The organism is Klebsiella sp. V115_8 (assembly GCF_029967715.1).
Lineage (GTDB): Bacteria > Pseudomonadota > Gammaproteobacteria > Enterobacterales > Enterobacteriaceae > Klebsiella > Klebsiella quasipneumoniae.
Window position 1 is genome coordinate 1 of the sequence record NZ_JASCAR010000035.1, and the last position, 26,611, is coordinate 26,611.

Consider the following 26,611-nt stretch of genomic DNA (forward strand, 5'->3'; position numbering starts at 1 on the left):
CGGTAGTTCAGTCGGTTAGAATACCTGCCTGTCACGCAGGGGGTCGCGGGTTCGAGTCCCGTCCGTTCCGCCACTTATTTAACATTAAGCCTGCTCAGATAGCAGGCTTAGTGGTAAGAAAGCTTTAGGGGCGTAGTTCAATTGGTAGAGCACCGGTCTCCAAAACCGGGTGTTGGGAGTTCGAGTCTCTCCGCCCCTGCCATTTATAAGAATCCTTTGCTCAGGCAAAGGATTTTTTTTATCTCTACTCTCCATCTGCAATATCCCTGTTCAAAATACCTTGCTTCTCTCCGTCCATGGAGAGTACCGCTTATTCCAGGATAGGACTTTTCAGGATCTCGTGGATCTGCGCCTGCTTATCGCTATTTTGTAACCAGATCGCATAGAGTGGGCGGGAAAGCGTAGCGCTGTCCATGACCGTATGTAACCCATGTTTCTCTTTCGCCCAGCGAACAGGTAGCCAACAGCAGCCGTTCAGGCGTGATAATTGCTGGTAGATCAATTCAGCTGAAGAGGTAGTGAGCAGCGGAACATCATCGCTTCCTATCAGACCCACTTCGTTTTGCTGAAAATCAGGCCCCCATTCAAGGCGCAAGTAATTCAATTCATTTCTGTTTTTTGCAGGCGATGCGCAATACAAGGCAAGGGTAAAATTACCCAACAGCTGGCTGCTTAATTCATCCATCTTCGGCGATTCGGTGGTGATCAGCAGATCCAACTGGCGTTCGTGAAGCTGTTTAACCAGCGACTGCCGCTGTGCGATACGCGCTTCAAACTGGAGATTGTAAGGTGCGCTGTAGAGGGTGCCGAGCCAGCCGTTAAGCATGCATTCCCACAGCGAGGCGCTGGCCCCGATGGAGAATTCATTATGTCGCGAAGAGTGTGCGACCTCCTTGCGCGCAGCCTGCCAGGTATTCATTAACGTTTCGGCGTAAGGCAGGAGCTTTTCTCCGGCCGTCGTCAGGCGAATGTTATTACGATGTCGGGTGAACAGGTTCACACCAAGTTGATTTTCCAGCTGACGAATACGAAAGCTGACCGCTGACTGCGTCAGGTAAAGCGCCTCTGCTGCTCGCCCAAAGTGACGAGTTCTGCTCACTTCCAGGAAAGTCTTGAGCAATTCCGTATCCACACCGTTCTCCACAAAATTATTTGTCGTGATGATTTAAATGTTTTGTTTGACGCTCTGTCAAGCGTAACTAATACTCCGCGCCATAAATAGCTCGGCCAAAGAATCAGGAGCGTGTAGGATGGCGGAAAGCTTTACGACGACTAATCGTTTTTTCGACAATAAAAATTATCCACGCGGGTTCTCCCGTCACGGTGATTTCACCATCAAAGAGGCGCAACTGCTGGAACGTCATGGTTATGCCTTTAACGAACTGGAACTGGGTAAACGCGAACCTGTTACCGATGATGAAAAACAGTTTGTCTCGGTGTGCCGTGGTGAGCGTGAGCCGGTAACGGAAGCAGAACGCGTATGGATTAAGTATATGGCGCGCATCAAGCGGCCGAAGCGTTTCCATACCCTTTCCGGCGGCAAACCGCAGATGGAAGGCGCTGACGATTACACCGAAAGCGATGACTAAGAAAAAAGGGCGTAAGCCCTTTTTTTACGCCATCATTTTCTGCAGATGGTTTAGCATCCGGTCTATCGCCCGATAGCTGAGCGCCTCCTGCAAATGACGGCGTTCAATCTCTTCAGCCTCTGCCAGATCGGCAATGGTTCTCGCCACCTTTAACAGACGCTGCCAGGCTCGAATAGAGAGCCCCAACTGCGTTAGCGTCTGTTCCAGCCAGACAGCGTCCTCCCGCCGTAAGTGGCAGCAGCTCTTCATTTCACGATTCTCAAGATGAGCATTGAGCTTATTTTGCCTGAGCATTTGCCGTTCGCGCGCCGCCAGCACCCGCTGCCGGACCGTTGCGCTAGACTCTTCGCCCTGCGTGCCCTGGCTCAGTATCCCTGGCGGCGGCAGCGGGATCTCTAAGGAGAGATCGAAGCGGTCAAGGAAGGGGCCTGACAGACGTCCCAGATAACGTAATGTCTGCTCAGGCGATGTACGATTATGTTTGCCCTGATAATGCCCTGTCGGGCTTGGGTTCATCGCCGCGATAAGCTGAAAGCGCGCCGGATAGTCAATTTTGGCGCGCGAGCGTGATATGTGGATCTTGCCTGACTCAATGGGTTCGCGCAGCGCATCCAGTACACGCCGCTCAAACTCAGGCAGTTCATCAAGAAACAGCACGCCATTATGGGCCAGGGAAATCTCACCGGGGACCGGTATTGAGCCGCCGCCCACCATCGCTGCCAGCGAGGCGCTATGGTGAGGCGCGCGAAACGGCCTCTGACGCCACCGGGTCTTCGCGGTATGCAGATTGACCAGGCTCTGAATGGCGGTGCTCTCCAGTGCTTCCTGATTGCTTAATGGCGGCAGGAGACCGGGTAACCGGCTGGCAAGCATGGTTTTCCCGGTGCCGGGCGGGCCTATCAGGAGCAGGTTGTGACCCCCGGCGGCCACAATCTCCAGCGCTCGTTTTCCCTGCTGCTGGCCGATAACATCGCGCAAATCTTCGCCGCGTTCATCAACAATGGGTGCCTCGGCAAGAGGCGGTGAAAGCGATGTCTGCCCCGCGAGAAAAGCGCACACCTCCTGCAGATGGTCGGCGACCAGGCAATCGCTGCCGCCGATCAGGCCGACCTCAGCCGCATTATCAGCGGAGACGACGATACGCCGGCCGGCTTTGATGGCCTCCATTGCGCTGGGGATCGCCCCTGGAACGCCACGTAACCCACCTGTGAGGGCGAGTTCGCCCACAAACTCATAGTGATTCAGTCGCGTCGTATTGAGCTGCTCTGAGGCGACGAGAAGCGCGAGAGCGATAGGCAGATCGTATCGTCCGCCCTCTTTAGGTAGATCCGCTGGCGCCAGGTTAATGGTTATTTTCTTGGCAGGGAAAGCGTAGCCGCTGTTGATCAGGGCGCTACGGACCCGGTCACGGGCCTCTTTCACGGTAGTCTCCGGCAGTCCGACCATAGTCAGGCCGGGCAGACCGTTGCTGAGATGAACCTCGACAGTAATCAATGGCGCTTCGATACCGAGCGCCGCGCGAGTATAGACGATGGCGAGCGACATAAAACCTCCTGGACCAGGCAGGATTATGGCTGACCTGTGGTAAAACGGGAGCGGTAATAGTCAGAAGTTAGGACCATACATCCATACTTTTCGCGCTATATCGTTACATTTAGCCGAAAATGGAATTTCGCTCGCAAAAGAGAGTGGCGTGGGAAAGGCACGCGCAAAAGCGCGCGGCAGGCGAGAGAAAACTGAATTTTTTTCATTTCTGATTTTTTTCATATAAAACAATTATTTTTGCTGAAACTGTTAGGCTGCTCAGCAACGGAGATATAAAAAAATCTTGTGTTTTATGTGATATCTGTGGTACCTCTTTAGGTATTCCTTCGAACAAGAAGCCAGAAAGTACAGAAAATGACAGCCCTTCTACGAGTGATTAGCTTGGTCGTGATTAGCGTGGTGGTGATTATTATCCCACCGTGCGGGGCTGCACTTGGACGAGGAAAGGCTTAATAATCAAGCCTTAACGAACTAAGACCCCCGCACCGAAAGGTCCGGGGGTTTTTTTATAACTGAAATAACCTAAGCGAGGAGCAGATGATGACTTTTAGCATAAAATTCTGTTTCTCCCGATTTATGACGGGGAACTAACTATGAATGGCGCGCAGTGGGTGGTACATGCTTTGCGGACACAGGGGGTCGACACCGTTTTTGGCTATCCGGGTGGCGCAATTATGCCGGTTTACGATGCACTGTATGACGGCGGCGTGGAGCACCTGCTGTGCCGGCATGAGCAAGGGGCAGCCATGGCGGCCATTGGTTATGCGCGAGCAACCGGTAAAACCGGAGTGTGTATCGCGACCTCCGGCCCGGGCGCGACCAATCTGATCACCGGCCTGGCGGACGCTTTGCTTGACTCCATCCCCATTGTCGCCATCACCGGCCAGGTGGCCGCACCCTTCATTGGCACGGATGCGTTTCAGGAAGTAGACGTTCTCGGTTTGTCACTGGCCTGTACTAAGCACAGTTTCCTCGTGCAGTCTCTGGACGAGCTGCCGCGGGTCATTGCTGAAGCTTTCCAGGTGGCAAACTCAGGCCGTCCAGGCCCGGTGCTGGTTGATATCCCTAAGGATATTCAGATGGCGCAGGGCGATCTCGATCCCCATTTCTCTACGGTCGCCGATGAGATGGCATTTCCGCAGGCGGAAGTGGCTCAGGCTCTGCAGATGCTGGCTCAATCGCAGCAACCGATGCTGTATGTTGGCGGCGGGGTCGGCATGGCGCAGGCGGTACCGGCGCTGCGTGAATTTCTCGCCGTAACCCGGATGCCGGCGACCTGCACTCTGAAAGGGCTGGGCGTGGTGGACGCCGATTACCCGTATTATCTCGGCATGCTGGGAATGCACGGCACCAAGGCGGCCAACCTGGCGGTACAGGAGTGCGATCTGCTGATTGCCGTCGGCGCGCGCTTTGACGATCGCGTGACCGGCAAGCTCAACACCTTCGCGCCGCATGCCAAAGTGATCCATATGGACATCGATCCGGCGGAGCTGAACAAGCTGCGCCAGGCGCACATCGGTCTGACCGGCGACCTGAACCGCTTGCTGCCGGCGCTGCAGCAGCCGTTAGCTATCGATGGCTGGCGCGAGCGGAGTGCCGCGCTGCGTGCCGATCACGCCTGGCGTTACGATCATCCCGGTGAGGCAATCTACGCGCCGCTGTTGCTGAAACAGCTTTCCGACCGCAAGCCGGCGGACAGCGTGGTGACAACCGACGTTGGTCAGCATCAGATGTGGTCGGCTCAGCATATGACCTATACCCGCCCGGAAAACTTCATCACCTCCAGCGGCTTAGGCACCATGGGCTTTGGCCTGCCGGCCGCCGTTGGCGCCCAGGTGGCGCGCCCTAACGATACAGTGATCTGTATCTCCGGTGACGGCTCCTTCATGATGAATGTGCAGGAGCTGGGCACCGTTAAACGCAAGCAGTTACCGCTTAAGATCGTATTACTCGACAACCAGCGGTTAGGGATGGTTCGACAATGGCAGCAGCTGTTTTTCCAGGAACGTTATAGCGAAACCACTCTGACTGATAACCCTGATTTCCTCACGCTGGCCAGCGCCTTCGGTATTGCTGGCCAACACATCACCCGTAAAGACCAGGTTGAAGCGGCACTCGACACCATGCTTTCGAGCCAGGGGCCATACCTGCTTCATGTCTCAATCGACGAACTTGAGAATGTCTGGCCGTTGGTGCCGCCCGGCGCCAGTAACTCTGAAATGCTGGAGAAATTATCATGATGCAACATCAGGTCGCTTTACAGGCACGTTTCAACCCGGAAACCTTAGAGCGCGTGCTGCGCGTTGTCCGCCACCGTGGTTTCCAAATCTGCGCAATGAACATGGAAACCGCGGCGGACGCACAGAACATAAATATCGAATTGACCGTTGCCAGCCCGCGGCCCGTCGAATTACTGTTTAGTCAATTAAGCAAACTGGTCGACGTTGCCTGCGTCGAGATCCAGCAACCCACATCACAACAAATCCGCGCCTGAGCGCAAAGGAAGAAAAATGACGACGAAAAAAGCTGATTACATCTGGTTCAATGGCGAGATGGTTCCGTGGGGCGAAGCGAAAGTTCATGTGATGTCCCATGCGCTGCACTATGGCACCTCGGTATTCGAGGGCATCCGTTGCTATGACTCGCACAAAGGCCCGGTGGTGTTCCGTCATCGCGAACATATGCAGCGTCTGCATGATTCAGCCAAAATTTATCGTTTTCCGGTCTCCCAGAGCGTCGACGAACTGATGGAAGCCTGCCGCGAAGTCATTCGCACCAATAATCTGACCAGCGCTTATATCCGCCCGCTGGTGTTTGTTGGCGATGTCGGCATGGGGGTAAACCCGCCTCCGGGTTACAACACTGACGTGATCATCGCGGCGTTCCCGTGGGGAGCCTACCTCGGCGCAGAAGCGCTGGAGCAGGGGATCGATGCAATGGTCTCTTCCTGGAACCGCGCGGCGCCGAACACCATCCCGACGGCGGCGAAAGCCGGCGGCAACTATCTCTCCTCGCTGCTGGTTGGCAGCGAAGCGCGTCGCCATGGCTACCAGGAGGGTATCGCCCTCGATGTTAACGGCTATATCTCGGAAGGCGCAGGCGAAAACCTGTTTGAAGTGAAGGACGGCGTGCTGTTCACCCCGCCGTTTACCTCTTCCGCGCTGCCGGGCATTACCCGCGACGCCATCATCAAGCTGGCGAAAGATCTCGGTATTGAAGTCCGCGAGCAGGTATTGTCCCGTGAATCCCTGTACCTGGCGGATGAAGTCTTCATGTCCGGCACCGCGGCGGAAATCACCCCGGTACGCAGCGTGGATGGCATCCAGGTCGGCGCAGGCCGTCGCGGTCCGGTCACCAAACGCATTCAGGAAGCCTTCTTTGGCCTCTTCACCGGTGAAACAGAAGACAAATGGGGCTGGTTGGATCCGGTAAGTAAGTAATTAAAAATGGGACGGCACGCACCGTCCCATTTAATAAACACAGATGGGAGTAAAAAGAGCATGCCTAAGTACCGTTCCGCCACCACCACACATGGCCGCAATATGGCGGGCGCCCGCGCGTTGTGGCGCGCAACCGGGATGACCGATGCCGATTTCGGCAAACCGATTATCGCCGTCGTTAACTCCTTTACCCAGTTTGTTCCCGGGCACGTGCACCTGCGCGACCTCGGCAAACTGGTTGCCGAGCAGATTGAAGCCGCCGGTGGCGTGGCCAAAGAATTCAACACCATCGCAGTGGATGATGGGATCGCCATGGGCCACGGGGGTATGCTCTATTCACTGCCATCCCGCGAGCTGATCGCCGACTCGGTGGAGTACATGGTTAACGCCCACTGTGCGGATGCGATGGTCTGTATCTCCAACTGCGACAAAATCACCCCGGGGATGTTGATGGCTTCCCTGCGCCTGAACATTCCGGTGATCTTTGTGTCCGGCGGCCCAATGGAAGCCGGGAAAACCAAGCTGTCAGATAAAATCATCAAGCTCGACCTGGTGGATGCGATGATCCAGGGGGCGGATCCGAAAGTGTCCGACGAGCAGAGTAATCAGGTGGAACGCTCCGCCTGTCCGACCTGCGGCTCCTGTTCCGGGATGTTTACCGCCAACTCCATGAACTGCCTGACCGAAGCGCTGGGCCTGTCGCAGCCGGGTAACGGCTCTCTGCTGGCGACCCATGCCGATCGTAAGGAGCTGTTCCTTAACGCCGGGAAACGTATCGTTGAGCTGACCAAACGCTATTACGAGCAGGATGACGCTTCCGCGCTGCCGCGCAATATCGCCAGCAAGGCGGCCTTTGAGAACGCCATGACGCTGGATATCGCCATGGGCGGTTCCACCAACACCGTTCTGCACCTGCTGGCGGCGGCGCAGGAAGCTGAAATCGATTTCACCATGAGCGATATCGATAAGCTCTCCCGCAAAGTGCCGCAGCTGTGTAAGGTGGCGCCGAGCACGCAGAAATACCATATGGAAGATGTGCATCGCGCCGGCGGCGTGCTGGGCATTCTGGGCGAGCTGGACCGCGCCGGGCTGCTGAATCGCGAGGTTAAAAACGTCCTCGGCCTGACGCTGCCGCAGACCCTGGAACAGTACGATGTGATGGTGACTCAGGACGATGCGGTGAAAAAGATGTTCCGCGCCGGCCCGGCGGGCATCCGTACCACCCAGGCGTTCTCGCAAGACTGCCGCTGGGATACGCTGGATGACGATCGCGCCGAAGGCTGTATCCGTTCTCTGGAACACGCTTACAGCAAGGACGGCGGCCTGGCGGTGCTGTACGGCAATTTCGCGGAAAACGGTTGTATCGTGAAAACCGCCGGCGTGGACGACAGCATCCTGAAATTTACCGGTCCGGCGAAAGTATATGAGAGCCAGGACGATGCGGTTGAGGCCATCCTCGGCGGCAAAGTCGTTGAAGGCGACGTCGTGGTGATCCGCTACGAAGGGCCGAAAGGCGGGCCGGGGATGCAGGAGATGCTTTACCCCACCAGCTTCCTGAAGTCGATGGGGCTGGGCAAAGCCTGCGCGCTGATCACCGATGGCCGTTTCTCCGGCGGCACCTCAGGGCTCTCTATCGGTCACGTCTCACCGGAAGCGGCGAGCGGCGGCAACATTGCGCTCATTGAAGATGGCGACATGATCGCGATTGATATTCCAAACCGCAGTATCCAGCTGCAGCTGAGCGATGCGGAAATTGCGGCGCGTCGTGAAGCCCAGGAAGCGCGTGGCGACCAGGCGTGGACGCCGAAGCATCGCCAGCGTCAGGTCTCCTTTGCCCTTCGCGCCTACGCCAGCCTGGCGACCAGCGCTGACAAAGGCGCGGTTCGCGATAAATCGAAACTGGGTGGCTAATCATGGCGGATTCACAACCCCTCTCCGGCGCCCCCGAGGGCGCCGAATACCTGAGAGCAGTGCTGCGCGCGCCGGTTTATGAAGCGGTGCAGAAAACGCCGCTGCAAAAAATGGACAAACTCTCTTCTCGCCTGGATAACGTTATTCTGGTGAAGCGCGAAGATCGCCAACCGGTACACAGCTTTAAGCTGCGCGGCGCCTACGCGATGATGTCCAGCCTGACCGCGGAACAGAAATCCCACGGGGTGATCACCGCCTCGGCGGGCAATCATGCCCAGGGCGTGGCGTTCTCCGCATCGCGGCTGGGCGTTAAGGCGCTGATCGTGATGCCGGTAGCGACCGCCGACATCAAAGTGGATGCCGTTCGCGGCTTTGGCGGCGAAGTGCTGCTGCATGGCGCCAATTTTGACGAAGCGAAGGCGAGAGCGATCGAGCTGGCGCAGCAGCAGGGTTTTACCTGGGTGCCGCCGTTCGATCACCCGATGGTCATCGCCGGTCAGGGAACCCTGGCGCTGGAGCTGCTGCAGCAGGATGCCCACATTGACCGCGTGTTCGTCCCGGTGGGCGGCGGCGGCCTGGCGGCAGGCGTGGCGGTGTTGATCAAGCAACTGATGCCGCAGATTAAAGTGATAGCGGTGGAAGCGGAAGATTCGGCCTGCCTGAAGGCGGCGCTGGATGCCGGTCATCCGGTGGATCTGCCGCGCGTCGGCTTGTTTGCCGAAGGCGTGGCGGTCAAACGCATCGGCGATGAAACCTTCCGTCTGTGCCAGGAGTATCTGGACGACATCATCACCGTCGACAGCGACGCTATTTGCGCGGCGATGAAGGATTTGTTCGAAGATGTGCGGGCGGTGGCAGAGCCTTCCGGCGCCCTGGCGCTGGCGGGGATGAAGAAATATGTCGCCCAGCACAATATTCGCGGCGAGCGACTGGCTCACATTCTGTCCGGGGCCAACGTCAACTTCCACGGTCTGCGCTACGTGTCTGAACGCTGCGAGCTCGGGGAACAGCGCGAAGCGCTGCTGGCGGTGACGATCCCGGAAGAGAAAGGCAGCTTTCTGAAGTTTTGCCAGCTGCTGGGGGGGCGTTCGGTGACCGAGTTCAACTACCGCTTTGCCGATGCCAAAGACGCCTGCATCTTTGTGGGGGTGCGTCTGAGTCGTGGGCTGGAGGAGCGGAAAGAGATCCTCCAGTTACTGAATGATGGCGGCTACAGCGTCGTTGACCTTTCCGATGACGAAATGGCCAAGCTCCATGTGCGCTATATGGTTGGCGGCCGACCGTCCAAAGCGCTGCAGGAGCGGCTGTTCAGCTTCGAATTTCCAGAGTCCCCGGGGGCGCTGCTGAAGTTCCTGCACACCCTTGGCACCCACTGGAATATTTCGCTGTTTCACTACCGTAGCCACGGTACCGACTATGGTCGGGTTTTGGCGGCCTTCGAGCTGGGCGAGCACGAGCCGGACTTTGAAACTCGTCTCAATGAGCTGGGCTATGAATGTCACGATGAGACCCATAACCCGGCATTCCGCTTTTTCCTCGCGGGCTAGTGGTTCGGCAGGATTTTCCAGAAAGCATCAATAAGCGGCTCATGCAGCCGCTTTTTTTGTGCGCAAACGCCGAGCTCGAATGGGGTTTGCTCATCGCTGCGCTCCAGAATCATCACCCTGTTGCGTACCGGCTCCGGACTGTTCTCCAGCACCACCTCCGGCAGCAGCGCCACGCCGCATCCCAGGGCGACCATCGACACCATCGCTTCGTGGCCCCCGACGGTGGCGTAGATCGACGGATTGCTGATTTTATGCCGTCGAAACCACAGCTCGATACGCCGACGTACCGGCCCCTGATCAGCCATGATAAACGGCACTGTCGACCAGTCCGGACGCTCGACGGTCACCTGGTTGCGCACCGGGCAGGGAAGGGCCGGGGCAATTAACACCACGGCGAGGTTCTCCAGCATCGAAAACGCCACCGACCCTGGCAGGGTCTCCGGCTTACCGGCAATCGCCAGGTCGGCTTCGCCGGTGACCACCTTTTCCATGGCGTCGGCGGCGTCGCCGGTCGACAGCTTGATCTCTACCGAGGGATGCGCGGCGCGAAAGCGGTCGAGGATCGGCGGCAGATGGCTATAGGCGGCGGTGACAGAGCAGAAGATGTGAAGCTCGCCGGAGAGCGAAGGGCCCTGCTGATCGATGGCGTGGCGAAGCTGCTGATACTGCAGTAAAGTCTGCTGGGCAAAGGTGCGTAACTCTTCCCCGGCTTCGGTCAGGGTCACCGTGCGATTATCTCGCACGAACAGCGGCTGGCCGAGGTCCTCTTCCAGGCGCTGGATCTGGCGCGAAAGCGTCGACGGGCTGACGTGCATGGCCCGCGCGCTGCGGCCAAAATGGCGGCTTTCCGCCAGATGCAGAAAGGTTTTCAGATCGCGTAAATCCACGGCGCGTACTCCCCGGTTTTGTATTTCATAAAATGCAACGTGACGTTGTGAATATATCAATTTCCGCAATAAAATTCCTGTCATATAGTAAGTTCATTCTCGCAAAAGCGAACCGAACAATAAGCACGACACAACATCACGGAGTTACAGACATGGCTAACTACTTTAATACACTGAACCTGCGCCAGCAGCTGGCACAGCTGGGCAAATGCCGCTTTATGGCGCGCGACGAATTCGCCGATGGCGCAAGCTACCTTCAGGGTAAAAAAGTGGTCATCGTCGGCTGCGGCGCGCAGGGTCTGAACCAGGGTCTGAACATGCGTGACTCCGGCCTGGATATCTCCTATGCGCTGCGCAAAGAAGCGATCGCCGAGAAGCGCGCCTCCTGGCGTAAAGCGACCGAAAACGGTTTTAAAGTCGGCACTTATGAAGAGCTGATCCCACAGGCGGACCTGGTGGTTAACCTGACCCCGGACAAGCAGCACTCTGACGTTGTGCGCTCCGTACAGCCGCTGATGAAAGACGGCGCGGCGCTGGGCTACTCCCACGGCTTCAACATCGTGGAAGTGGGCGAGCAGATCCGTAAAGACATCACCGTGGTGATGGTGGCGCCGAAGTGCCCGGGTACCGAAGTGCGTGAAGAGTACAAACGCGGTTTCGGCGTACCGACGCTTATCGCGGTACACCCGGAAAATGACCCGAAAGGCGAAGGCATGGCCATTGCGAAAGCATGGGCAGCGGCGACCGGCGGCCACCGTGCGGGCGTCCTGGAGTCTTCCTTCGTGGCAGAAGTGAAATCTGACCTGATGGGCGAGCAGACCATCCTCTGCGGCATGCTGCAGGCGGGTTCTCTGCTGTGCTTCGACAAGCTGGTGGCGGAAGGTACCGATCCGGCGTATGCAGAAAAACTGATTCAGTTCGGCTGGGAAACCATCACCGAAGCGCTGAAGCAGGGCGGCATCACCCTGATGATGGATCGCCTTTCTAACCCGGCGAAACTGCGCGCTTATGCGCTCTCCGAGCAGCTGAAAGAGATTATGGCGCCGCTGTTCCAGAAACACATGGACGACATCATTTCCGGCGAATTCTCCTCCGGTATGATGGCGGACTGGGCGAACGACGATAAGAAACTGCTGACCTGGCGTGAAGAGACGGGTAAAACCGCGTTCGAAACCGCGCCGCAGTATGAAGGTAAAATCGGCGAGCAGGAGTACTTCGATAAAGGCGTTCTGATGATTGCGATGGTGAAAGCAGGCGTTGAGCTGGCGTTCGAAACCATGGTCGATTCCGGCATCATCGAAGAGTCCGCTTACTACGAATCACTGCACGAGCTGCCGCTGATCGCCAACACCATCGCCCGTAAGCGTCTGTACGAGATGAACGTGGTTATCTCCGATACCGCTGAATATGGTAACTACCTGTTCTCTTACGCTTGCGTACCGCTGCTGAAAGAGTTCATGACCACCCTGCAGACTGGCGACCTGGGTACGGCGATTGCCGAAGGCGCGGTAGACAACGCCCAGCTGCGTGATGTCAACGAAGCCATCCGCAGCCACCAGATCGAGAAAGTGGGTCACAAACTGCGTGGCTATATGACCGATATGAAGCGTATTGCGGTTGCCGGCTAATTCCTCGCCGTCTTTCGACTGGCCGATGCGTTGGCTACGGTACGTACACCCCAGTCACATAGTTATCTATGTTCCTGGGGATGTACTTCCTGGCCGCCTTCCGGCAAGCCGAAATCCATAGAAGAATGAATTTGTTTAGTAGGCCTGATAAGCGAAGCGCCATCAGGCAAAAACCCGGAGATTAAGATCCCCGGGTTTTTTTATTATTTCCGGTACAGGACTTTGATGATGTGGTAGCCGAACTGGGTATGCAGCGGTCCGGTTGGTTCCAGCACTGGACAGGAGAAGACCACTTTATCGAACGCCGGGACCATCTGGCCCTGGCGGAATTCACCTAAATCACCGCCGCGTTTGCCTGATGGGCAAATAGAGTGTTTCTTTGCCAGCTTACCGAAGTCGGCGCCGTTTTTAATCTGCTCCAGAAGATCCAGAGCCAGTTTCTCTTCTTTAACAAGAATATGCAGTGCTGCTGCTGTTTTTGCCATGATCGTGCCTTGAATAGGTTGAGATAAATCGGGGCGCAATATACCACGCGTCAGCGGCGATAAAGCACCTTAATGATATGGTAGCCAAACTTGGTTTTTACCGGACCGTAGGGCTTGAGAAGCGGGCAGCTAAAGACCGCCTGATCGAATGGGCCAACCATCGCGCCTTGCTGAAACTCGCCCAGGTCGCCGCCGTTGCGCCCCGACGGACATTGGGAATAGCGCTTCGCCAGATGATCGAAGCTGACGCCCCGCTCCAGTTTGGCGAGGATCTCCTGGGCCAGTTTTTCTTCTTTGACCAGGATATGCAGGGCTGCTGCGGTCTTTTTCATGGTTCTGCTCTATGGGTTAATCGCGATTTCTTCACTTTACCATCAGTCGGTAAATCTCGGCTCCGCTTTCTGCTACAATCCCCACCCCGTTCGAAGATTGAGCAAGACTCCCATGCGTTTAAACCCTGGCCAACAACAAGCCGTCGAATTTGTAACCGGACCGTGCCTGGTGCTGGCGGGCGCCGGCTCCGGTAAGACCCGCGTGATCACCAATAAAATCGCCCACCTGATCCGCGGCTGCGGCTATCAGGCGCGCCATATCGCGGCCGTGACCTTTACCAACAAAGCCGCGCGCGAGATGAAAGAGCGCGTTGGGCAAACGCTGGGGCGCAAAGAGGCGCGCGGGCTGATGATTTCCACCTTCCACACCCTGGGGCTGGATATCATCAAGCGGGAATACGCCGCGCTGGGCATGAAGTCTAACTTCTCCTTATTCGACGATACCGACCAGGTGGCGTTGCTCAAAGAGCTGACCGAAGGGTTGATCGAAGATGACAAAGTGGTGCTCCAGCAGTTGATCTCGACGATCTCCAACTGGAAAAACGATCTGAAAACCCCGGCCCAGGCCGCCGCGGGTGCGAAAGGCGAACGGGACCGCATCTTCGCCCACTGCTATGGGCTGTATGATGCGCATATGAAGGCCTGCAATGTCCTCGATTTTGACGATCTGATCCTGCTGCCAACGCTGCTGCTGCAGCGCAACGAGGAGGTGCGCGAACGCTGGCAGAATAAGATCCGCTACCTGCTGGTGGATGAGTATCAGGATACCAACACCAGCCAGTATGAGCTGGTGAAGCTGCTGGTGGGCCAGCGGGCGCGTTTTACCGTGGTAGGCGACGATGACCAGTCGATCTACTCGTGGCGCGGCGCGCGGCCACAGAACCTGGTGCTGCTCAGCCAGGACTTCCCGGCGCTGCAGGTTATCAAGCTTGAGCAGAACTATCGCTCCTCCGGGCGTATTCTGAAAGCCGCTAACATTCTGATCGCCAACAACCCGCACGTTTTTGAAAAGCGTCTGTTCTCCGAACTGGGATACGGCGCTGAGCTGAAAGTGCTCTCCGCCAACAATGAAGATCATGAAGCGGAGCGCGTGGCCGGGGAACTGATCGCCCACCACTTTATCAATAAAACCAATTACAAAGACTACGCGATCCTTTATCGCGGCAATCACCAGTCGCGGGTCTTTGAAAAGATGCTGATGCAGAACCGCATCCCGTACAAAATCTCCGGCGGCACGTCGTTCTTCTCGCGCCCGGAAATTAAAGATCTGCTGGCCTATCTGCGCGTGCTGACCAACCCGGACGACGACAGCGCCTTCCTGCGTATCGTCAACACGCCGAAGCGCGAGATCGGCCCCGCGACGCTGCAAAAGCTCGGTGAGTGGGCGATGGGCCGCAACAAAGGATTGTTCACCGCCAGCTTTGATATGGGTCTTAGCCAGACGCTGACCGGGCGCGGCTATGAATCACTCACCCGCTTCACCCACTGGCTGCGCGAGATCCAGCAACTGGCCGAACGCGAGCCGGTCAACGCCGTGCGCGACTTGATCCGCGGGATTGATTACGAATCCTGGTTGTATGAAACCTCGCCCAGCCCGAAAGCCGCGGAAATGCGCATGAAAAACGTCAACCAGCTGTTCACCTGGATGACCGAGATGCTGGAAGGCAGCGAAATCGATGAGCCAATGACCCTGACGCAGGTGGTCACCCGCTTTACGCTGCGCGACATGATGGAGCGCGGCGAATCGGATGAAGAGCTGGATCAGGTGCAGCTGATGACCCTCCATGCCTCAAAAGGGCTGGAGTTCCCGTATGTTTACCTGGTGGGCATGGAGGAGGGATTGCTCCCGCACCAGAGCAGCATTGATGAAGATAACGTCGATGAAGAGCGCCGGTTAGCCTACGTGGGCATCACCCGTGCGCAGAAAGAGCTGACCTTTACGCTCTGTAAGGAGCGCCGGCAGTATGGTGAGGTGGTGCGCCCGGAACCGAGCCGTTTCCTGCTCGAGCTACCCCAGGACGATCTGATTTGGGAGCAGGCGCGCAAAGTGATTACCGCTGAAGAGCGAATGCATAAAGGACAGGCTAACGTGGCGAACATTCGCGCCATGCTGGCAAAAGCTAAAGAGAAAGGATAGCGATAAGCAGGCCGGGTAAGGCGAAGCCGCCGCCCGGCAATGTTCAGCGTATTACTTCACCTCAAGCATCCAGTGCACATAGCTTTGCCACTGGCATTCCTGTTCGATCAGCTCAGCCCCAAGCGGGTGATTATCCAGCCAGTTTTCCGGCAGCGTCAGGGACAGTTTTTCATCATCGGCCACCAGATTGATGGCGGGCAGCAAATCGTCACGCCGCCGGCTGGCAAAGAGGATCGCCAGTCGCAGCAGGCGACAAAGATGTTCGGCAACCCGCGGCGGGACGGCGTTCTGCTGATGAAGCGATGAGAGGTCGATGGCGTTAGTCTGGTTAAGCAGCAGCGTCGCAATCAGCTTCTTCTGCGCTGGGGTAAAGCCGGGCAGGTCGAGATTATTGACCAGATAGGCCGCGTGCTGCGGCGCGCGCTTAAAATCCACACTCAGGCCAATCTCATGCAACGCACAGGCGCTGAGGAGCAAATCGCGGCTCAGCGGATCCAGTTCCCAGCAGCCGTCCAGCTGGCTGAGCAGGTGGCTGGCGAGACCAGCGACGCGCTGGGCCTGTTCGGTGTCGATCATAAAACGACGCTGAATATTACGCAGAGTGCGGCTGCGGATGTCCTGTTCAACGGAGAGATGCAGCATGCCATACACCAGCCCTTCCCGTAATGCGCCGCCCGCGAGGGTCATACACTGAATATTCAGTTCGCTGAAGATAGCGATAAGGATCGCCAGCCCGCTCGGAAACACCAGCGCTCGCTCAAGGGTTAAGCCTTCGATCTCCAGCTCTTCCAGACGTCCGCACTGGATGGCGCGCTGTTTAAGCTGCTGGAGTTTGGTCAGGGTGATCCGCTCATCCATCCCCTGCGCCATCATAATTTCCTGCAGAGCCTGAACGGTGCCGGAGGCGCCAACGCACACTTTCCATCCGTGATAGCGCAGCACATCGGCGATGGGCAGTAGCACCTCACGCGCGGCCGCCTCGGCAAGATCGAAATTCTCTTTCGTCAGGCTGCGGTCGGCGAAATAGCGTTCAAGCCAGGTCACACAGCCCATCGACAGGCTAAATAGCGAGGTCGTTTGCGCGCCGGTGCCGGTCACCAGTTCGGTGCTGGCGCCGCCGATATCGACCACCAGACGCTGATCGGCGCCGCCGGTGGTGTGGGCGACACCCTGATAAATCAGGCGCGCTTCTTCTTCACCGCTAATGACCTGTACCGGACTGCCGAGGATCTCCTGCGCTTTCGCCAGAAATTCGCCGGCATTAACGGCAAGACGCAGCGTGGCGGTGGCCACGACGCGGATTTGCGCCGGCGGAATATCCTGCAGGCGTTCGGCAAACAGGCGTAAGCACTGCCAGCCGCGCTCCATCGCTTCTGCGGAGAGCGTGTTGTCGCTATTCAGGCCGGCGGCCAGACGAACTTTGCGCTTAATGCGGCTCAGCGTCTGGATACTGCCAGCCACCTCGCGCACCACCAACATATGGAAACTGTTGGAGCCCAAATCAATGGCGGCATACAGCGAGGTGGAGCTCATGCTCTTCATCGTTCAGAAGGCTCCCTCGTCGACGGGGCGCTTGTGCCCAATCCGTGTAACTGAGCGGGTTGCCGGGGAAACGCGCCCTGGCAGATTCTGAATGATTGAGCGTATAGCATAGAGTTCTTAACCTGAACGACGACGATTGCGCGGTGGACCGCTGCGGCGCGGGCCGTTGCCTGGACGCGCACGGGTCAGTCGCAGCGGCTTAGGCAGGTCGGTCATCAGCGCGTCCGGGTTGTACTTGCTGACCGGAATTGAGTGACCAATATAGGTTTCGATAGCCGGCAGGTTCAGCGCATACTCTTCGCAGGCGAGGCTGATGGAGTGACCGCTGGCGCCAGCGCGACCGGTACGGCCAATGCGGTGAACGTAATCTTCGCAGTCGTCCGGCAGATCGTAGTTAAAGACGTGGGTCACGGCCGGAATGTGCAAGCCACGAGCGGCAACGTCAGTCGCGACCAGAATATCAAGGTCGCCGCGGGTAAATTCTTCGAGAATCCGCAGACGTTTTTTCTGCGCCACGTCGCCGGTCAGCAGACCTACGCGATGGCCGTCGGCGGCGAGATGGCCCCAGATATCTTCACAACGATGCTTGGTATTGGCGAAGACGATGGCGCGATCGGGCCACTCTTCTTCCAGCAGCGTCTGCAGCAGGCGCATTTTTTCTTCGTTGGACGGGTAGAAGAGCTCTTCTTTAATACGGTGGCCCGTTTTCTGTTCCGGCTCGACTTCAACGTACTCGGCGTTGTTCATTTGTTCGAACGCCAGTTCGCGTACGCGATAAGAAAGCGTCGCGGAGAACAGCATGTTCAGACGCTGAGTGGCCGGCGGCATGCGGCGGAACAGCCAGCGGATATCTTTAATAAAGCCGAGATCGTACATGCGATCGGCTTCGTCCAGCACGACGACCTGAATGGCGCCGAGGTTAATGTGGTTTTGCTTCGCGTAATCGATCAGACGACCGGTGGTACCGATCAGAATATCGACGCCGCTTTCCAGCACTTTCAGCTGCTTATCGTAGCCGTCGCCGCCGTAAGCCAGACCCAGCTTCAGACCGGTGGCCTGCGCCAGCGGTTCAGCGTCCGCGTGGATCTGTACCGCCAGTTCACGCGTCGGCGCCATAATCAGCGCGCGCGGCTGGTTAACCTGGCGATCGGCGATAGCCGGGTGAGAGAGAAGATAATGAAACGTCGACGTCAGGAACGCCATCGTTTTACCGGTACCGGTTTGCGCCTGCCCGGCGACATCGCGGCCTTCCAGCGTCAGCGGAAGAGCGAGGGCCTGAATAGGTGTGCAATTATGAAACCCTTTCTTTTCAAGGGCTTCAATGACTGCCGGGTGCAGGGCGAAGTCGGAAAACTTCTGTTCTGTTAAATGTGTTTTGCTCATAGTGTGGTAGAATATCAGCTAACTATTGCATTAAGAAAGCGTATCCGGTGAAATAACGTCAACCTTTCGTTGGCGGTGTACGAAATTATTCAAGGTACGTCTACGGTAACTGAACGAATCCAGGATAGCTTAGACCACTAAGCGAGCCGGGAGCGATAAATCTGCAATATGCAGTGCGCGTTCAGGTGACCCTGGCGTCAAAGGGTGGGTCCATGAGGGATCGCGCCAGTTGGCAGACCAGAGAATTGAGGTATCCTGAAGAATAGCGTGCATAACGTAGCCGCAGCGCGTCGTTGATGGCTACGACACCAACACACCAGGCTTATTCCTGTGGAGTTAAATATGAGCGATAAAATTATTCACCTGACTGACGACAGTTTTGACACGGACGTACTCAAGGCTGACGGGCTGACCCTCGTCGATTTCTGGGCAGAGTGGTGTGGTCCGTGCAAAATGATCGCCCCGATTCTGGATGAGATCGCTGAAGAGTATCAGGGCAAACTGACCGTAGCTAAGCTGAACATCGACCAGAACCCGGGCACCGCGCCGAAGTACGGCATTCGCGGCATCCCAACCCTGCTGCTGTTCAAAAACGGCGAAGTGGCGGCCACCAAAGTCGGCGCACTGTCCAAGGGTCAGCTGAAAGAGTTCCTCGACGCCAACCTGGCGTAAGCGAATTGCTGTTCCGGCGTCCAGATTCCTATTTTTTGCGGAACTCTGGACGCCCGGCTGGAGTCGTGCTAAGTTAATCCACAGACTTCGTTTTAAACATACCTTGTTTGAATCTTGTTTTACCCGAAGCATCCCGCAAAAAATGCGCGTGAAGCTATTAATTCCGGGCTTTTCACTCATTCCGTCTAGTCGTTTCAGTTCTGCGTTCTTTCCTGTGACCAGGCGACGTACAGACACGAGATGAAGGCCGTTAACAGGCATGGAAGTTCCTGCCATACCATTCACAACATTAAGTTCGAGATTTACCCCGAGTTTAAGAACCCACACCACTATGAATCTTACCGAATTAAAGAATACGCCGGTTTCTGAGCTGATTACTCTCGGCGAAAATATGGGGCTGGAAAACCTGGCTCGTATGCGTAAGCAGGATATTATTTTTGCCATCCTCAAGCAGCATTCGAAGAGTGGCGAAGATATCTTTGGCGACGGCGTACTGGAGATACTGCAGGATGGATTTGGATTCCTCCGCTCCGCAGACAGCTCCTACCTCGCCGGCCCTGACGACATCTACGTATCCCCCAGCCAAATCCGCCGTTTCAACCTCCGCACTGGTGACACCATTTCCGGTAAGATTCGTCCTCCGAAAGAGGGTGAGCGTTACTTTGCGCTGCTGAAAGTTAACGAAGTTAACTACGACAAGCCGGAAAACGCCCGTAACAAGATCCTGTTCGAGAACTTAACGCCGCTGCACGCGAATTCTCGTCTGCGTATGGAGCGTGGTAACGGTTCTACCGAAGACTTAACCGCTCGCGTACTGGATCTGGCTTCCCCGATTGGCCGCGGCCAGCGTGGTCTGATCGTCGCGCCGCCGAAAGCCGGTAAAACCATGCTGCTGCAGAACATCGCGCAGAGCATCGCTTACAACCATCCGGACTGCGTGCTGATGGTGCTGCTGATCGACGAACGTCCGGAAGAAGTGACCGAGATGCAGCGTCTGGTGAAAGGTGAAGTGGTTGCTTCCACCTTCGACGAACCGGCATCCCGTCACGTTCAGGTTGCTGAGATGGTTATCGAGAAAGCGAAACGTCTGGTTGAACACAAGAAAGACGTTATCATCCTGCTTGACTCCATTACCCGTCTGGCGCGCGCCTACAACACCGTGGTCCCGGCTTCCGGTAAAGTGCTGACCGGTGGTGTGGACGCCAACGCCCTGCACCGTCCGAAGCGTTTCTTCGGTGCGGCGCGTAACGTCGAAGAGGGCGGCAGCCTGACCATCATCGCCACGGCGCTGATCGACACCGGCTCCAAAATGGATGAAGTTATCTACGAAGAGTTTAAAGGCACCGGTAACATGGAGCTGCACCTCTCTCGTAAGATTGCTGAAAAACGCGTCTTCCCGGCTATCGATTACAACCGTTCCGGTACGCGTAAAGAAGAGCTGCTCACCACTCAGGAAGAGCTGCAGAAAATGTGGATCCTGCGCAAAATTATCCATCCGATGGGTGAGATCGACGCGATGGAATTCCTCATTAATAAACTGGCAATGACTAAGACGAATGATGACTTCTTCGATATGATGAAGCGCTCGTAAGGTAAAAAAAGCCAAAAACGCCACGCCTTTGCGTGGCGTTTTCATTTTGGGATTTGTATGATCCAGAGACAGAGAAAGCGGGACGAAAGTTGTCGTATAATGGCGCCGGACAGCAGGCGGAGACAGCTTTAACAGACTAAAATCTATACAATAAATTTGTAATGTTCTGCTTTTCCCCTTCTGGAGTTGGGGCATCATCGCTATACTTCCCGGATTAACTATGCTGAGAGCACATGCGTTGTGAATTTACTCACTGCTATTACTGAATTAATCAGTATTTTCTTATTCACGACCCTCTTTATTTTTGTCGCGCGGAAAGTGGCAAAAAAGATTGGGTTAGTGGATAAACCAAACTATCGCAAACGGCATCAGGGGTTGATTCCGTTGGTCGGTGGTATCTCAGTTTATGCAGGCATCTGTTTCACCTTCGCCATCGCCGATTATTATATTCCTCACGCCTCGCTGTATCTGGCCTGTGCGGGGGTATTGGTGCTGGTTGGCGCGCTGGACGATCGCTTCGACATCAGCGTGAAAATTCGCGCGGTCATTCAGGCCGCGATCGCCGTGATTATGATGATGGCAGGGAATCTGCATCTGAGTAGTCTGGGCTTTATTTTTGGCTCGTGGGAGCTGGTGCTGGGGCCTTTCGGCTTCTTCCTCACTCTGTTTGCCGTCTGGGCCGCCATCAACGCGTTTAATATGGTCGATGGGATTGACGGCCTGCTCGGCGGCCTGTCATCCGTCTCCTTTGCGGCGACCGGGATCATCCTCTGGTTTGACGGTCAGTACAGCCTGGCGATGTGGTGTTTTGCGATGATCGCCGCCATTCTACCCTATATTCTTCTTAATCTTGGCGCCCTCGGCCGCCGCTATAAAGTTTTTATGGGTGACGCCGGCAGCACCATGATTGGCTTCACCATCATCTGGATCCTGCTGGAAACCACACAAGGTAAAACGCATCCCATCAGCCCGGTCACCGCGCTGTGGATTATCGCTATCCCGTTGATGGATATGGTGGCGATTATGTATCGCCGCCTGCGTAAAGGCATGAGTCCTTTCTCACCGGACCGGCAGCATATTCATCATTTGATCATGCGCGCCGGGTTTACTTCCCGCCAGGCGTTCGTCCTGATCACCCTGGCCGCTGCCCTGCTGGCGCTGGTTGGCGTCGCGGCGGAATATACCCGCATTGTGCCGGAATGGGTGATGTTAATTCTCTTTTTGGTGGCCTTCTTCCTTTATGGCTACTGTATTAAGCGCGCCTGGAAAGTGGCGCGTCTGGTTAAGCGCATCAGACGCAGAATTCGGCGACACAGCGGCAATAATCCGAAACTAACCAAGTAAAGCTGGGGATGTGATGACTCAACCATTACCGGGAGCACAATCAGTGAACGTTGAGAACGAGCTGGATATTCGCGGGCTGTTTCGCGCTTTATGGGCAGGAAAAGGCTGGATAGTCGGCGGTGCTGTACTCTTCGCCGCTATCGTGTTGGTGTACACCTTCTTTGCTCGCCAGGAGTGGAGCGCCACGGCGATCACCGATCGGCCTACTGTCAACATGTTGGGGGGGTACTATTCCCAGCAGCAGTTCTTACGCAATCTGGATATCAAAGCCGACCTGGCCTCGGTGGATCAGCCTTCCGCCATGGATGAAGCGTATAAAGAGTTCATCATGCAGTTGGCCTCCTGGGATACCCGGCGTGATTTCTGGCTGCAAACGGACTACTACAAGCAGCGACAGTCGGGTAATGCTCGCGCCGATGCGGCGATGCTGGATGATTTAATTAACAATATCCAGTTTATGCCAGGCGATGCGGCCAAGAGCGTCAACGACAGCGTCAAACTGACCGCCGAGACCGGGCAGGATGCCAATAATTTGCTGCGCCAGTATGTGGCTTTCGCCAGCCAGCGGGCGGCCGGCCATCTTAACGACGAGCTCAAAGGCGCCTGGGCGGCGCGGACGGTACAAATGAAGGCGCAGGTGAAGCGCCAGGAAGAAGTGGCCGAGGCTATTTTCAACCGCCGGACCCACAGCGTGGAGCAAGCGCTGAAGGTCGCTCAGCAGCATAATATCTCGCGCAGCGAAACGGATGTTCCTGCCGATCAGTTGCCGGATTCAGAGCTATTTTTATTGGGCAGGCCGATGCTGCAGGCCAGACTGGAAAACCTGCAGGCCGTCGGACCGGAATATGACCTCGATTACGACCAGAATCGCGCCATGCTAAGCACGTTGAACGTCGGTCCAACGTTGGATCCGCGTTTTCAGACTTACCGGTATTTGCGAACGCCGGAAGAACCTGTAAAACGCGATAGCCCGCGCCGTGTATTTCTGATGGTGATGTGGGGGATTGTGGGTGCGCTCATCGGCGCAGGCGTGGCGTTATCGCGTCGTCGTGTCCTGTGATTGCGGCCTGTGGTGAAGGGCAAATGACCTTCATCGCCTAATCGAAGAGAATCGATGTGAAAGTACTAACTGTATTTGGCACGAGGCCGGAAGCCATCAAAATGGCTCCTCTGGTCCATGCGCTGGCAAAGGATCCTCATTTTGAGGCGAAAGTATGCGTGACTGCGCAGCATCGGGAGATGCTCGATCAGGTGTTGAAACTATTCTCCATCAACCCGGACTACGATCTTAACATCATGAAGCCGGGGCAGGGGCTCACCGAGATCACCTGCCGTATTCTTGAGGGGCTGAAGCCGGTTCTGGAGTCGTTTAAACCCGACGTGGTGCTGGTGCATGGCGATACCACCACCACGATGGCGGCGAGCCTGGCGGCGTTTTACCAGCGTATACCGGTGGGCCATGTAGAGGCGGGTCTGCGGACCGGCGATTTAAGTTCGCCGTGGCCGGAAGAGGGCAACCGTACGCTGACCGGGCATCTGGCGACGTACCATTTCGCCCCTACGGAAACCTCGCGGCAGAATCTGCTGCGGGAAAACATTGCCGACAGTCGCATCACGGTGACCGGGAATACGGTCATCGATGCCCTATTCTGGGTGCGCGATCGCGTTCTGGGCGATGAAGCGCTACGGGAGACCCTGCTGCAGCGCTATCCTTTCATTAGCCACGGTAAAAAAATGATTCTGGTTACCGGCCATCGGCGGGAAAGCTTTGGGCTCGGCTTTGAGCAGATCTGCCAGGCGCTGGCGGAGATAGCCCATACCCACCCTGAGGTGCAGATTGTCTATCCGGTTCACCTGAATCCTAACGTCAGCGAACCGGTGAACCGTATTCTCGGCCATATCGACAACGTGATGTTGATTGAACCGCAGGACTACCTGCCGTTCGTCTGGTTGATGGATCGGGCCTGGCTCATCCTGACCGATTCCGGTGGTATTCAGGAAGAGGCGCCTTCCCTGGGGAAACCGGTGCTGGTCATGCGCGATATGACCGAACGTCCGGAAGCGGTGGCCGCCGGTACCGTCTGTCTGGTGGGCACCGACAGCCAGCGCATCGTGGCGGAAGTCACGCGACTGCTGGAGGATGATGCCGCATACCAGGCGATGAGCCGCGCGCATAATCCTTATGGCGATGGCGAAGCATGTCGTCGAATTTTGTCTGCACTTAAAAATAATCAGGTAACGCTATGAGTTTTTCTACCATTTCAGTGATTGGCCTTGGCTATATCGGGCTGCCAACCGCTGCCGCGTTCGCCTCCCGGCAGAAGCGGGTGGTCGGCGTTGATGTCAATCAACATGCCGTGGAGACCATTAACCGTGGAGAGATTCATATCGTGGAGCCGGACCTGGCGAGCGTGGTGAAGACCGCGGTCGAGCAGGGATATTTAAGCGCCACCACCACCCCGGTGGCAGCGGATGCCTACCTGATTGCCGTGCCGACGCCGTTTAAAGATCGCCACGAGCCGGATATGGTGTTTGTCGAGTCGGCGGCGAAATCTATCGCACCGACGCTGAAGAAAGGGTCGCTGGTTATCCTCGAGTCCACCTCGCCGGTGGGTTCAACCGAGCAGATGGCGGGCTGGCTGGCGGAAATGCGCCCCGATCTGAGCTTCCCGCAGCAGGTTGGCGAAGCGGCGGACGTCAATATCGCCTACTGTCCGGAGCGCGTGTTGCCGGGGCAGGTGATGGTTGAGCTGATTAAAAACGATCGCGTGATTGGCGGCATGTCGCCGGTTTGCTCAGCCCGCGCCAGCGAGCTGTATAAAATTTTCCTCGAAGGCGAATGCGTGGTGACCAACTCGCGTACCGCCGAGATGTGCAAGCTGACGGAAAACAGCTTCCGCGACGTCAACATCGCTTTTGCCAACGAGCTGTCGCTGATTTGCGCCGATCAGGCCATTAACGTCTGGGAACTGATCCGCCTGGCGAACCGCCATCCGCGAGTGAATATCCTGCAGCCGGGACCGGGCGTCGGCGGCCACTGTATCGCCGTCGACCCGTGGTTTATCGTGGCGCAAAACCCGCAGCAGGCGCGTCTGATCCGCACGGCCCGTGAGGTCAACGACCACAAGCCGGAATGGGTTATCGAACAGGTGAAGGCGCAGGTAGCTGACTGCCTGAATGCCACCAACAAACGGGCCAGCGAACTGACCATTGCCTGTTTTGGCCTCGCCTTTAAGCCGAATATTGACGACCTGCGCGAAAGCCCGGCAATGGAAATTGCCGCGCAGATTGCCCGCTGGCACAGCGGCACGACGCAGGTAGTTGAGCCCAACATTCACGCGCTGCCGCAGAAACTCGACGGTCTGTGTACGCTGGCGACCCTCGATGCGGCGCTGGCCAGCGCCGACGTGCTGGTGATGCTGGTCGATCACCATGAATTTAAAGCCGTTAGCGGCGACAGCGTCACCCAGGCGTATATCATCGACACCAAAGGAGTGTGGCGGTGAGAACCATTCTGGTCACCGGCGGCGCGGGCTTCATTGGTTCGGCGGTAGTGCGGGAGATTATCCAGCACACCGCCGATCGCGTGGTGGTGGTGGATAAACTGACCTACGCCGGCAATTTAATGTCGCTGGCGCCGGTGGCGCAGGATGCGCGTTTCGCCTTTGAACAGGTGGATATCTGCGACCGCGGCGAGCTGGACCGTATTTTCGTGCAGTATCAACCTGATACAGTGATGCACCTGGCGGCGGAAAGCCATGTCGATCGGTCGATTGACGGCCCGGCGGCATTTATTGAAACCAATATCGTGGGCACCTATACGCTGCTGGAGGCGGCCCGTAGCTGGTGGAATACGCTGGCTACGGCGCAAAAATCGGCGTTTCGCTTCCATCACATCTCCACCGATGAAGTGTATGGCGATCTGCACGGCAGCGATGATTTCTTTACCGAGACCACGCCCTATGCGCCAAGCAGCCCCTATTCGGCCTCGAAAGCCAGCAGCGACCACCTGGTGCGTGCCTGGCTGCGGACCTATGGCCTGCCGACGCTTATCACCAACTGCTCGAATAACTACGGCCCATATCACTTCCCCGAGAAGCTGATCCCGCTGACCATCCTCAACGCGCTGGCAGGCAAGCCGCTGCCGGTGTATGGCAATGGACAGCAGATCCGCGACTGGCTGTACGTGGAAGATCACGCCAGAGCGCTGTATCTGGTGGCGACCCGCGGCGAACCGGGCGAGACTTACAATATCGGCGGTCATAACGAGCGTAAAAACATCGAGGTGGTGGAAACCATTTGCGAATTGCTCGAAGCGCTGGCGCCGCATAAGCCGCAGGGCGTGGCGCACTATCGCGACCTGATCGCCTTTGTTGCCGATCGCCCGGGCCACGATCTGCGCTATGCCATTGATGCTTCGAAGATTGCCCGTGAGCTGGGCTGGACGCCGGCTGAGACCTTCACTTCCGGTATGCGTAAGACCGTGGCGTGGTATCTGGCGAACGAGACATGGTGGCGCCAGGTTCAGGACGGAAGCTATCAGGGCGAGCGTCTTGGACTGCAAGGCTAATCATCTCT

23 protein-coding genes and 1 tRNA gene are annotated in these 26,611 nt (G+C 56.8%); 17 read left to right on the forward strand and 7 right to left on the reverse strand.

Translation table 11 applies throughout. The features are described from left to right. The first annotated feature begins 126 nt into the window (after positions 1 to 126). A tRNA-Trp gene (locus QLG03_RS16110) sits at positions 127 to 202 on the forward strand. Between the two features lie 108 nt (positions 203 to 310). Here QLG03_RS16110 and hdfR read toward each other — a convergent pair. Further along, complete coding sequence (gene hdfR / locus QLG03_RS16115) at positions 311 to 1,132, reverse strand: HTH-type transcriptional regulator HdfR (protein ID WP_023291542.1); 822 nt, start codon at positions 1,130 to 1,132, stop codon at positions 311 to 313. 118 nt (positions 1,133 to 1,250) lie between these two features. On the opposite strand from hdfR, the gene QLG03_RS16120 reads away from it, so the two are divergent. Then, positions 1,251 to 1,589: a DUF413 domain-containing protein gene (locus QLG03_RS16120; protein ID WP_004886877.1), complete on the forward strand. Its 339-nt coding sequence runs from the start codon at positions 1,251 to 1,253 to the stop codon at positions 1,587 to 1,589. A gap of 24 nt (positions 1,590 to 1,613) precedes the next feature. Here QLG03_RS16120 and QLG03_RS16125 read toward each other — a convergent pair whose 3' ends face one another. Continuing rightward, positions 1,614 to 3,134, reverse strand: coding sequence for a YifB family Mg chelatase-like AAA ATPase (locus tag QLG03_RS16125; protein ID WP_032454493.1), 1,521 nt, complete (start codon positions 3,132 to 3,134; stop codon positions 1,614 to 1,616). A gap of 354 nt (positions 3,135 to 3,488) precedes the next feature. On the opposite strand from QLG03_RS16125, the gene ilvL reads away from it, so the two are divergent. From ilvL to ilvA, 6 genes are all read left to right on the forward strand, one after another. Next, positions 3,489 to 3,587 carry an ilv operon leader peptide gene (gene ilvL / locus QLG03_RS16130; RefSeq protein WP_001311244.1) on the forward strand — a complete coding sequence of 33 codons (99 nt, stop codon included), beginning with the start codon at positions 3,489 to 3,491 and terminating at the stop codon, positions 3,585 to 3,587. A 140-nt stretch (positions 3,588 to 3,727) separates the two neighbouring features. Next, positions 3,728 to 5,374, forward strand: coding sequence for an acetolactate synthase 2 catalytic subunit (gene ilvG / locus QLG03_RS16135; RefSeq protein WP_255989720.1), 1,647 nt, complete (start codon positions 3,728 to 3,730; stop codon positions 5,372 to 5,374). Beyond that, positions 5,371 to 5,628 (forward strand): acetolactate synthase 2 small subunit, encoded by a 258-nt coding sequence (ilvM, locus tag QLG03_RS16140; protein WP_004886870.1) that lies wholly within the window; start codon positions 5,371 to 5,373, stop codon positions 5,626 to 5,628. The genes ilvG and ilvM overlap by 4 nt, the downstream gene beginning before the upstream one ends. A 16-nt stretch (positions 5,629 to 5,644) precedes the next feature. Next, positions 5,645 to 6,574 carry a branched-chain-amino-acid transaminase gene (gene ilvE / locus QLG03_RS16145; RefSeq protein WP_002883171.1) on the forward strand — a complete coding sequence of 310 codons (930 nt, stop codon included), beginning with the start codon at positions 5,645 to 5,647 and terminating at the stop codon, positions 6,572 to 6,574. 60 nt (positions 6,575 to 6,634) lie between these two features. Beyond that, positions 6,635 to 8,485, forward strand: a complete 1,851-nt coding sequence (gene ilvD, locus QLG03_RS16150) for a dihydroxy-acid dehydratase (protein WP_023291545.1) — start codon at positions 6,635 to 6,637, stop codon at positions 8,483 to 8,485. Positions 8,486 to 8,487: 2 nt separating this feature from the next. Beyond that, a complete protein-coding gene (gene ilvA, locus QLG03_RS16155) occupies positions 8,488 to 10,032 on the forward strand; it encodes a threonine ammonia-lyase, biosynthetic (protein ID WP_017899412.1) in 1,545 nt (514 codons plus the stop codon). On the opposite strand, the gene ilvY is transcribed toward ilvA, so the two are convergent. After that, on the reverse strand, positions 10,029 to 10,919 hold the full coding sequence (gene ilvY / locus QLG03_RS16160) for an HTH-type transcriptional activator IlvY (protein ID WP_012543253.1): 891 nt from the start codon (positions 10,917 to 10,919) through the stop codon (positions 10,029 to 10,031). The two genes, ilvA and ilvY, sit on opposite strands and share 4 nt — an antisense overlap. Positions 10,920 to 11,071: 152 nt before the next feature. Here ilvY and ilvC point away from each other — a divergent pair, with 152 nt between their 5' ends. Further along, positions 11,072 to 12,547: a ketol-acid reductoisomerase gene (ilvC, locus tag QLG03_RS16165; protein ID WP_023291546.1), complete on the forward strand. Its 1,476-nt coding sequence runs from the start codon at positions 11,072 to 11,074 to the stop codon at positions 12,545 to 12,547. Between the two features lie 203 nt (positions 12,548 to 12,750). Here ilvC and ppiC (QLG03_RS16170) read toward each other — a convergent pair whose 3' ends face one another. Together ppiC (QLG03_RS16170) and ppiC (QLG03_RS16175) are read right to left on the reverse strand one after the other, a co-directional pair. After that, positions 12,751 to 13,032 carry a peptidylprolyl isomerase PpiC gene (gene ppiC / locus QLG03_RS16170; protein ID WP_004886861.1) on the reverse strand — a complete coding sequence of 94 codons (282 nt, stop codon included), beginning with the start codon at positions 13,030 to 13,032 and terminating at the stop codon, positions 12,751 to 12,753. A gap of 50 nt (positions 13,033 to 13,082) precedes the next feature. After that, positions 13,083 to 13,364: a peptidylprolyl isomerase PpiC gene (ppiC, locus tag QLG03_RS16175; RefSeq protein WP_032454495.1), complete on the reverse strand. Its 282-nt coding sequence runs from the start codon at positions 13,362 to 13,364 to the stop codon at positions 13,083 to 13,085. A 112-nt stretch (positions 13,365 to 13,476) separates the two neighbouring features. Here ppiC (QLG03_RS16175) and rep point away from each other — a divergent pair, with 112 nt between their 5' ends. Then, positions 13,477 to 15,501, forward strand: a complete 2,025-nt coding sequence (gene rep / locus QLG03_RS16180) for a DNA helicase Rep (protein ID WP_004886858.1) — start codon at positions 13,477 to 13,479, stop codon at positions 15,499 to 15,501. Positions 15,502 to 15,552: 51 nt separating this feature from the next. Here rep and gppA read toward each other — a convergent pair whose 3' ends face one another. Together gppA and rhlB are read right to left on the reverse strand one after the other, a co-directional pair. Next, the gene (gppA, locus tag QLG03_RS16185; protein ID WP_023291549.1) at positions 15,553 to 17,043 is read right to left on the reverse strand and encodes a guanosine-5'-triphosphate,3'-diphosphate diphosphatase; all 1,491 of its coding nucleotides are present in this window, start codon (positions 17,041 to 17,043) and stop codon (positions 15,553 to 15,555) included. A gap of 117 nt (positions 17,044 to 17,160) precedes the next feature. Beyond that, complete coding sequence (gene rhlB / locus QLG03_RS16190) at positions 17,161 to 18,426, reverse strand: ATP-dependent RNA helicase RhlB (protein WP_023291550.1); 1,266 nt, start codon at positions 18,424 to 18,426, stop codon at positions 17,161 to 17,163. A 342-nt stretch (positions 18,427 to 18,768) separates the two neighbouring features. Between rhlB and trxA the strand changes: the two genes are divergently transcribed. From trxA to rffG, 7 genes are all read left to right on the forward strand, one after another. After that, on the forward strand, positions 18,769 to 19,098 hold the full coding sequence (gene trxA, locus QLG03_RS16195) for a thioredoxin TrxA (RefSeq protein ID WP_002883224.1): 330 nt from the start codon (positions 18,769 to 18,771) through the stop codon (positions 19,096 to 19,098). 331 nt (positions 19,099 to 19,429) lie between these two features. Continuing rightward, positions 19,430 to 20,689 (forward strand): transcription termination factor Rho, encoded by a 1,260-nt coding sequence (gene rho / locus QLG03_RS16200; RefSeq protein WP_002883293.1) that lies wholly within the window; start codon positions 19,430 to 19,432, stop codon positions 20,687 to 20,689. Positions 20,690 to 20,929: 240 nt separating this feature from the next. Beyond that, positions 20,930 to 22,033: a UDP-N-acetylglucosamine--undecaprenyl-phosphate N-acetylglucosaminephosphotransferase gene (gene wecA, locus QLG03_RS16205; protein ID WP_004886849.1), complete on the forward strand. Its 1,104-nt coding sequence runs from the start codon at positions 20,930 to 20,932 to the stop codon at positions 22,031 to 22,033. A 13-nt stretch (positions 22,034 to 22,046) separates the two neighbouring features. Beyond that, entirely contained in the window at positions 22,047 to 23,093 is a 1,047-nt protein-coding gene (wzzE, locus tag QLG03_RS16210) for an ECA polysaccharide chain length modulation protein (protein WP_032429045.1), read from the forward strand. Between the two features lie 56 nt (positions 23,094 to 23,149). Next, a complete protein-coding gene (gene wecB / locus QLG03_RS16215; protein ID WP_072414132.1) occupies positions 23,150 to 24,280 on the forward strand; it encodes a UDP-N-acetylglucosamine 2-epimerase (non-hydrolyzing) in 1,131 nt (376 codons plus the stop codon). After that, on the forward strand, positions 24,277 to 25,539 hold the full coding sequence (gene wecC, locus QLG03_RS16220) for a UDP-N-acetyl-D-mannosamine dehydrogenase (RefSeq protein WP_255989719.1): 1,263 nt from the start codon (positions 24,277 to 24,279) through the stop codon (positions 25,537 to 25,539). Before wecB ends, wecC begins: the two co-directional genes overlap by 4 nt. After that, complete coding sequence (rffG, locus tag QLG03_RS16225) at positions 25,536 to 26,603, forward strand: dTDP-glucose 4,6-dehydratase (RefSeq protein WP_044521750.1); 1,068 nt, start codon at positions 25,536 to 25,538, stop codon at positions 26,601 to 26,603. Before wecC ends, rffG begins: the two co-directional genes overlap by 4 nt. The last annotated feature ends 8 nt before the right edge of the window (positions 26,604 to 26,611 follow it).

Excerpts from the sequence above, each read along its gene's own strand:
- QLG03_RS16120 (WP_004886877.1), top strand. The coding sequence starts at position 1,251 with ATGGCGGAAAGCTTTACGACGACTAATCGTTTTTTCGACAATAAAAAT.
- QLG03_RS16125 (WP_032454493.1), bottom strand. The coding sequence starts at position 3,134 with ATGTCGCTCGCCATCGTCTATACTCGCGCGGCGCTCGGTATCGAAGCG.
- ilvL (WP_001311244.1), top strand. The coding sequence starts at position 3,489 with ATGACAGCCCTTCTACGAGTGATTAGCTTGGTCGTGATTAGCGTGGTG.
- ilvG (WP_255989720.1), top strand. The coding sequence starts at position 3,728 with ATGAATGGCGCGCAGTGGGTGGTACATGCTTTGCGGACACAGGGGGTC.
- ilvM (WP_004886870.1), top strand. The coding sequence starts at position 5,371 with ATGATGCAACATCAGGTCGCTTTACAGGCACGTTTCAACCCGGAAACC.
- ilvE (WP_002883171.1), top strand. The coding sequence starts at position 5,645 with ATGACGACGAAAAAAGCTGATTACATCTGGTTCAATGGCGAGATGGTT.
- ilvD (WP_023291545.1), top strand. The coding sequence starts at position 6,635 with ATGCCTAAGTACCGTTCCGCCACCACCACACATGGCCGCAATATGGCG.
- ilvA (WP_017899412.1), top strand. The coding sequence starts at position 8,488 with ATGGCGGATTCACAACCCCTCTCCGGCGCCCCCGAGGGCGCCGAATAC.
- ilvC (WP_023291546.1), top strand. The coding sequence starts at position 11,072 with ATGGCTAACTACTTTAATACACTGAACCTGCGCCAGCAGCTGGCACAG.
- ppiC (WP_004886861.1), bottom strand. The coding sequence starts at position 13,032 with ATGGCAAAAACAGCAGCAGCACTGCATATTCTTGTTAAAGAAGAGAAA.
- ppiC (WP_032454495.1), bottom strand. The coding sequence starts at position 13,364 with ATGAAAAAGACCGCAGCAGCCCTGCATATCCTGGTCAAAGAAGAAAAA.
- rep (WP_004886858.1), top strand. The coding sequence starts at position 13,477 with ATGCGTTTAAACCCTGGCCAACAACAAGCCGTCGAATTTGTAACCGGA.
- gppA (WP_023291549.1), bottom strand. The coding sequence starts at position 17,043 with ATGAAGAGCATGAGCTCCACCTCGCTGTATGCCGCCATTGATTTGGGC.
- rhlB (WP_023291550.1), bottom strand. The coding sequence starts at position 18,426 with ATGAGCAAAACACATTTAACAGAACAGAAGTTTTCCGACTTCGCCCTG.
- trxA (WP_002883224.1), top strand. The coding sequence starts at position 18,769 with ATGAGCGATAAAATTATTCACCTGACTGACGACAGTTTTGACACGGAC.
- rho (WP_002883293.1), top strand. The coding sequence starts at position 19,430 with ATGAATCTTACCGAATTAAAGAATACGCCGGTTTCTGAGCTGATTACT.
- wzzE (WP_032429045.1), top strand. The coding sequence starts at position 22,047 with ATGACTCAACCATTACCGGGAGCACAATCAGTGAACGTTGAGAACGAG.
- wecC (WP_255989719.1), top strand. The coding sequence starts at position 24,277 with ATGAGTTTTTCTACCATTTCAGTGATTGGCCTTGGCTATATCGGGCTG.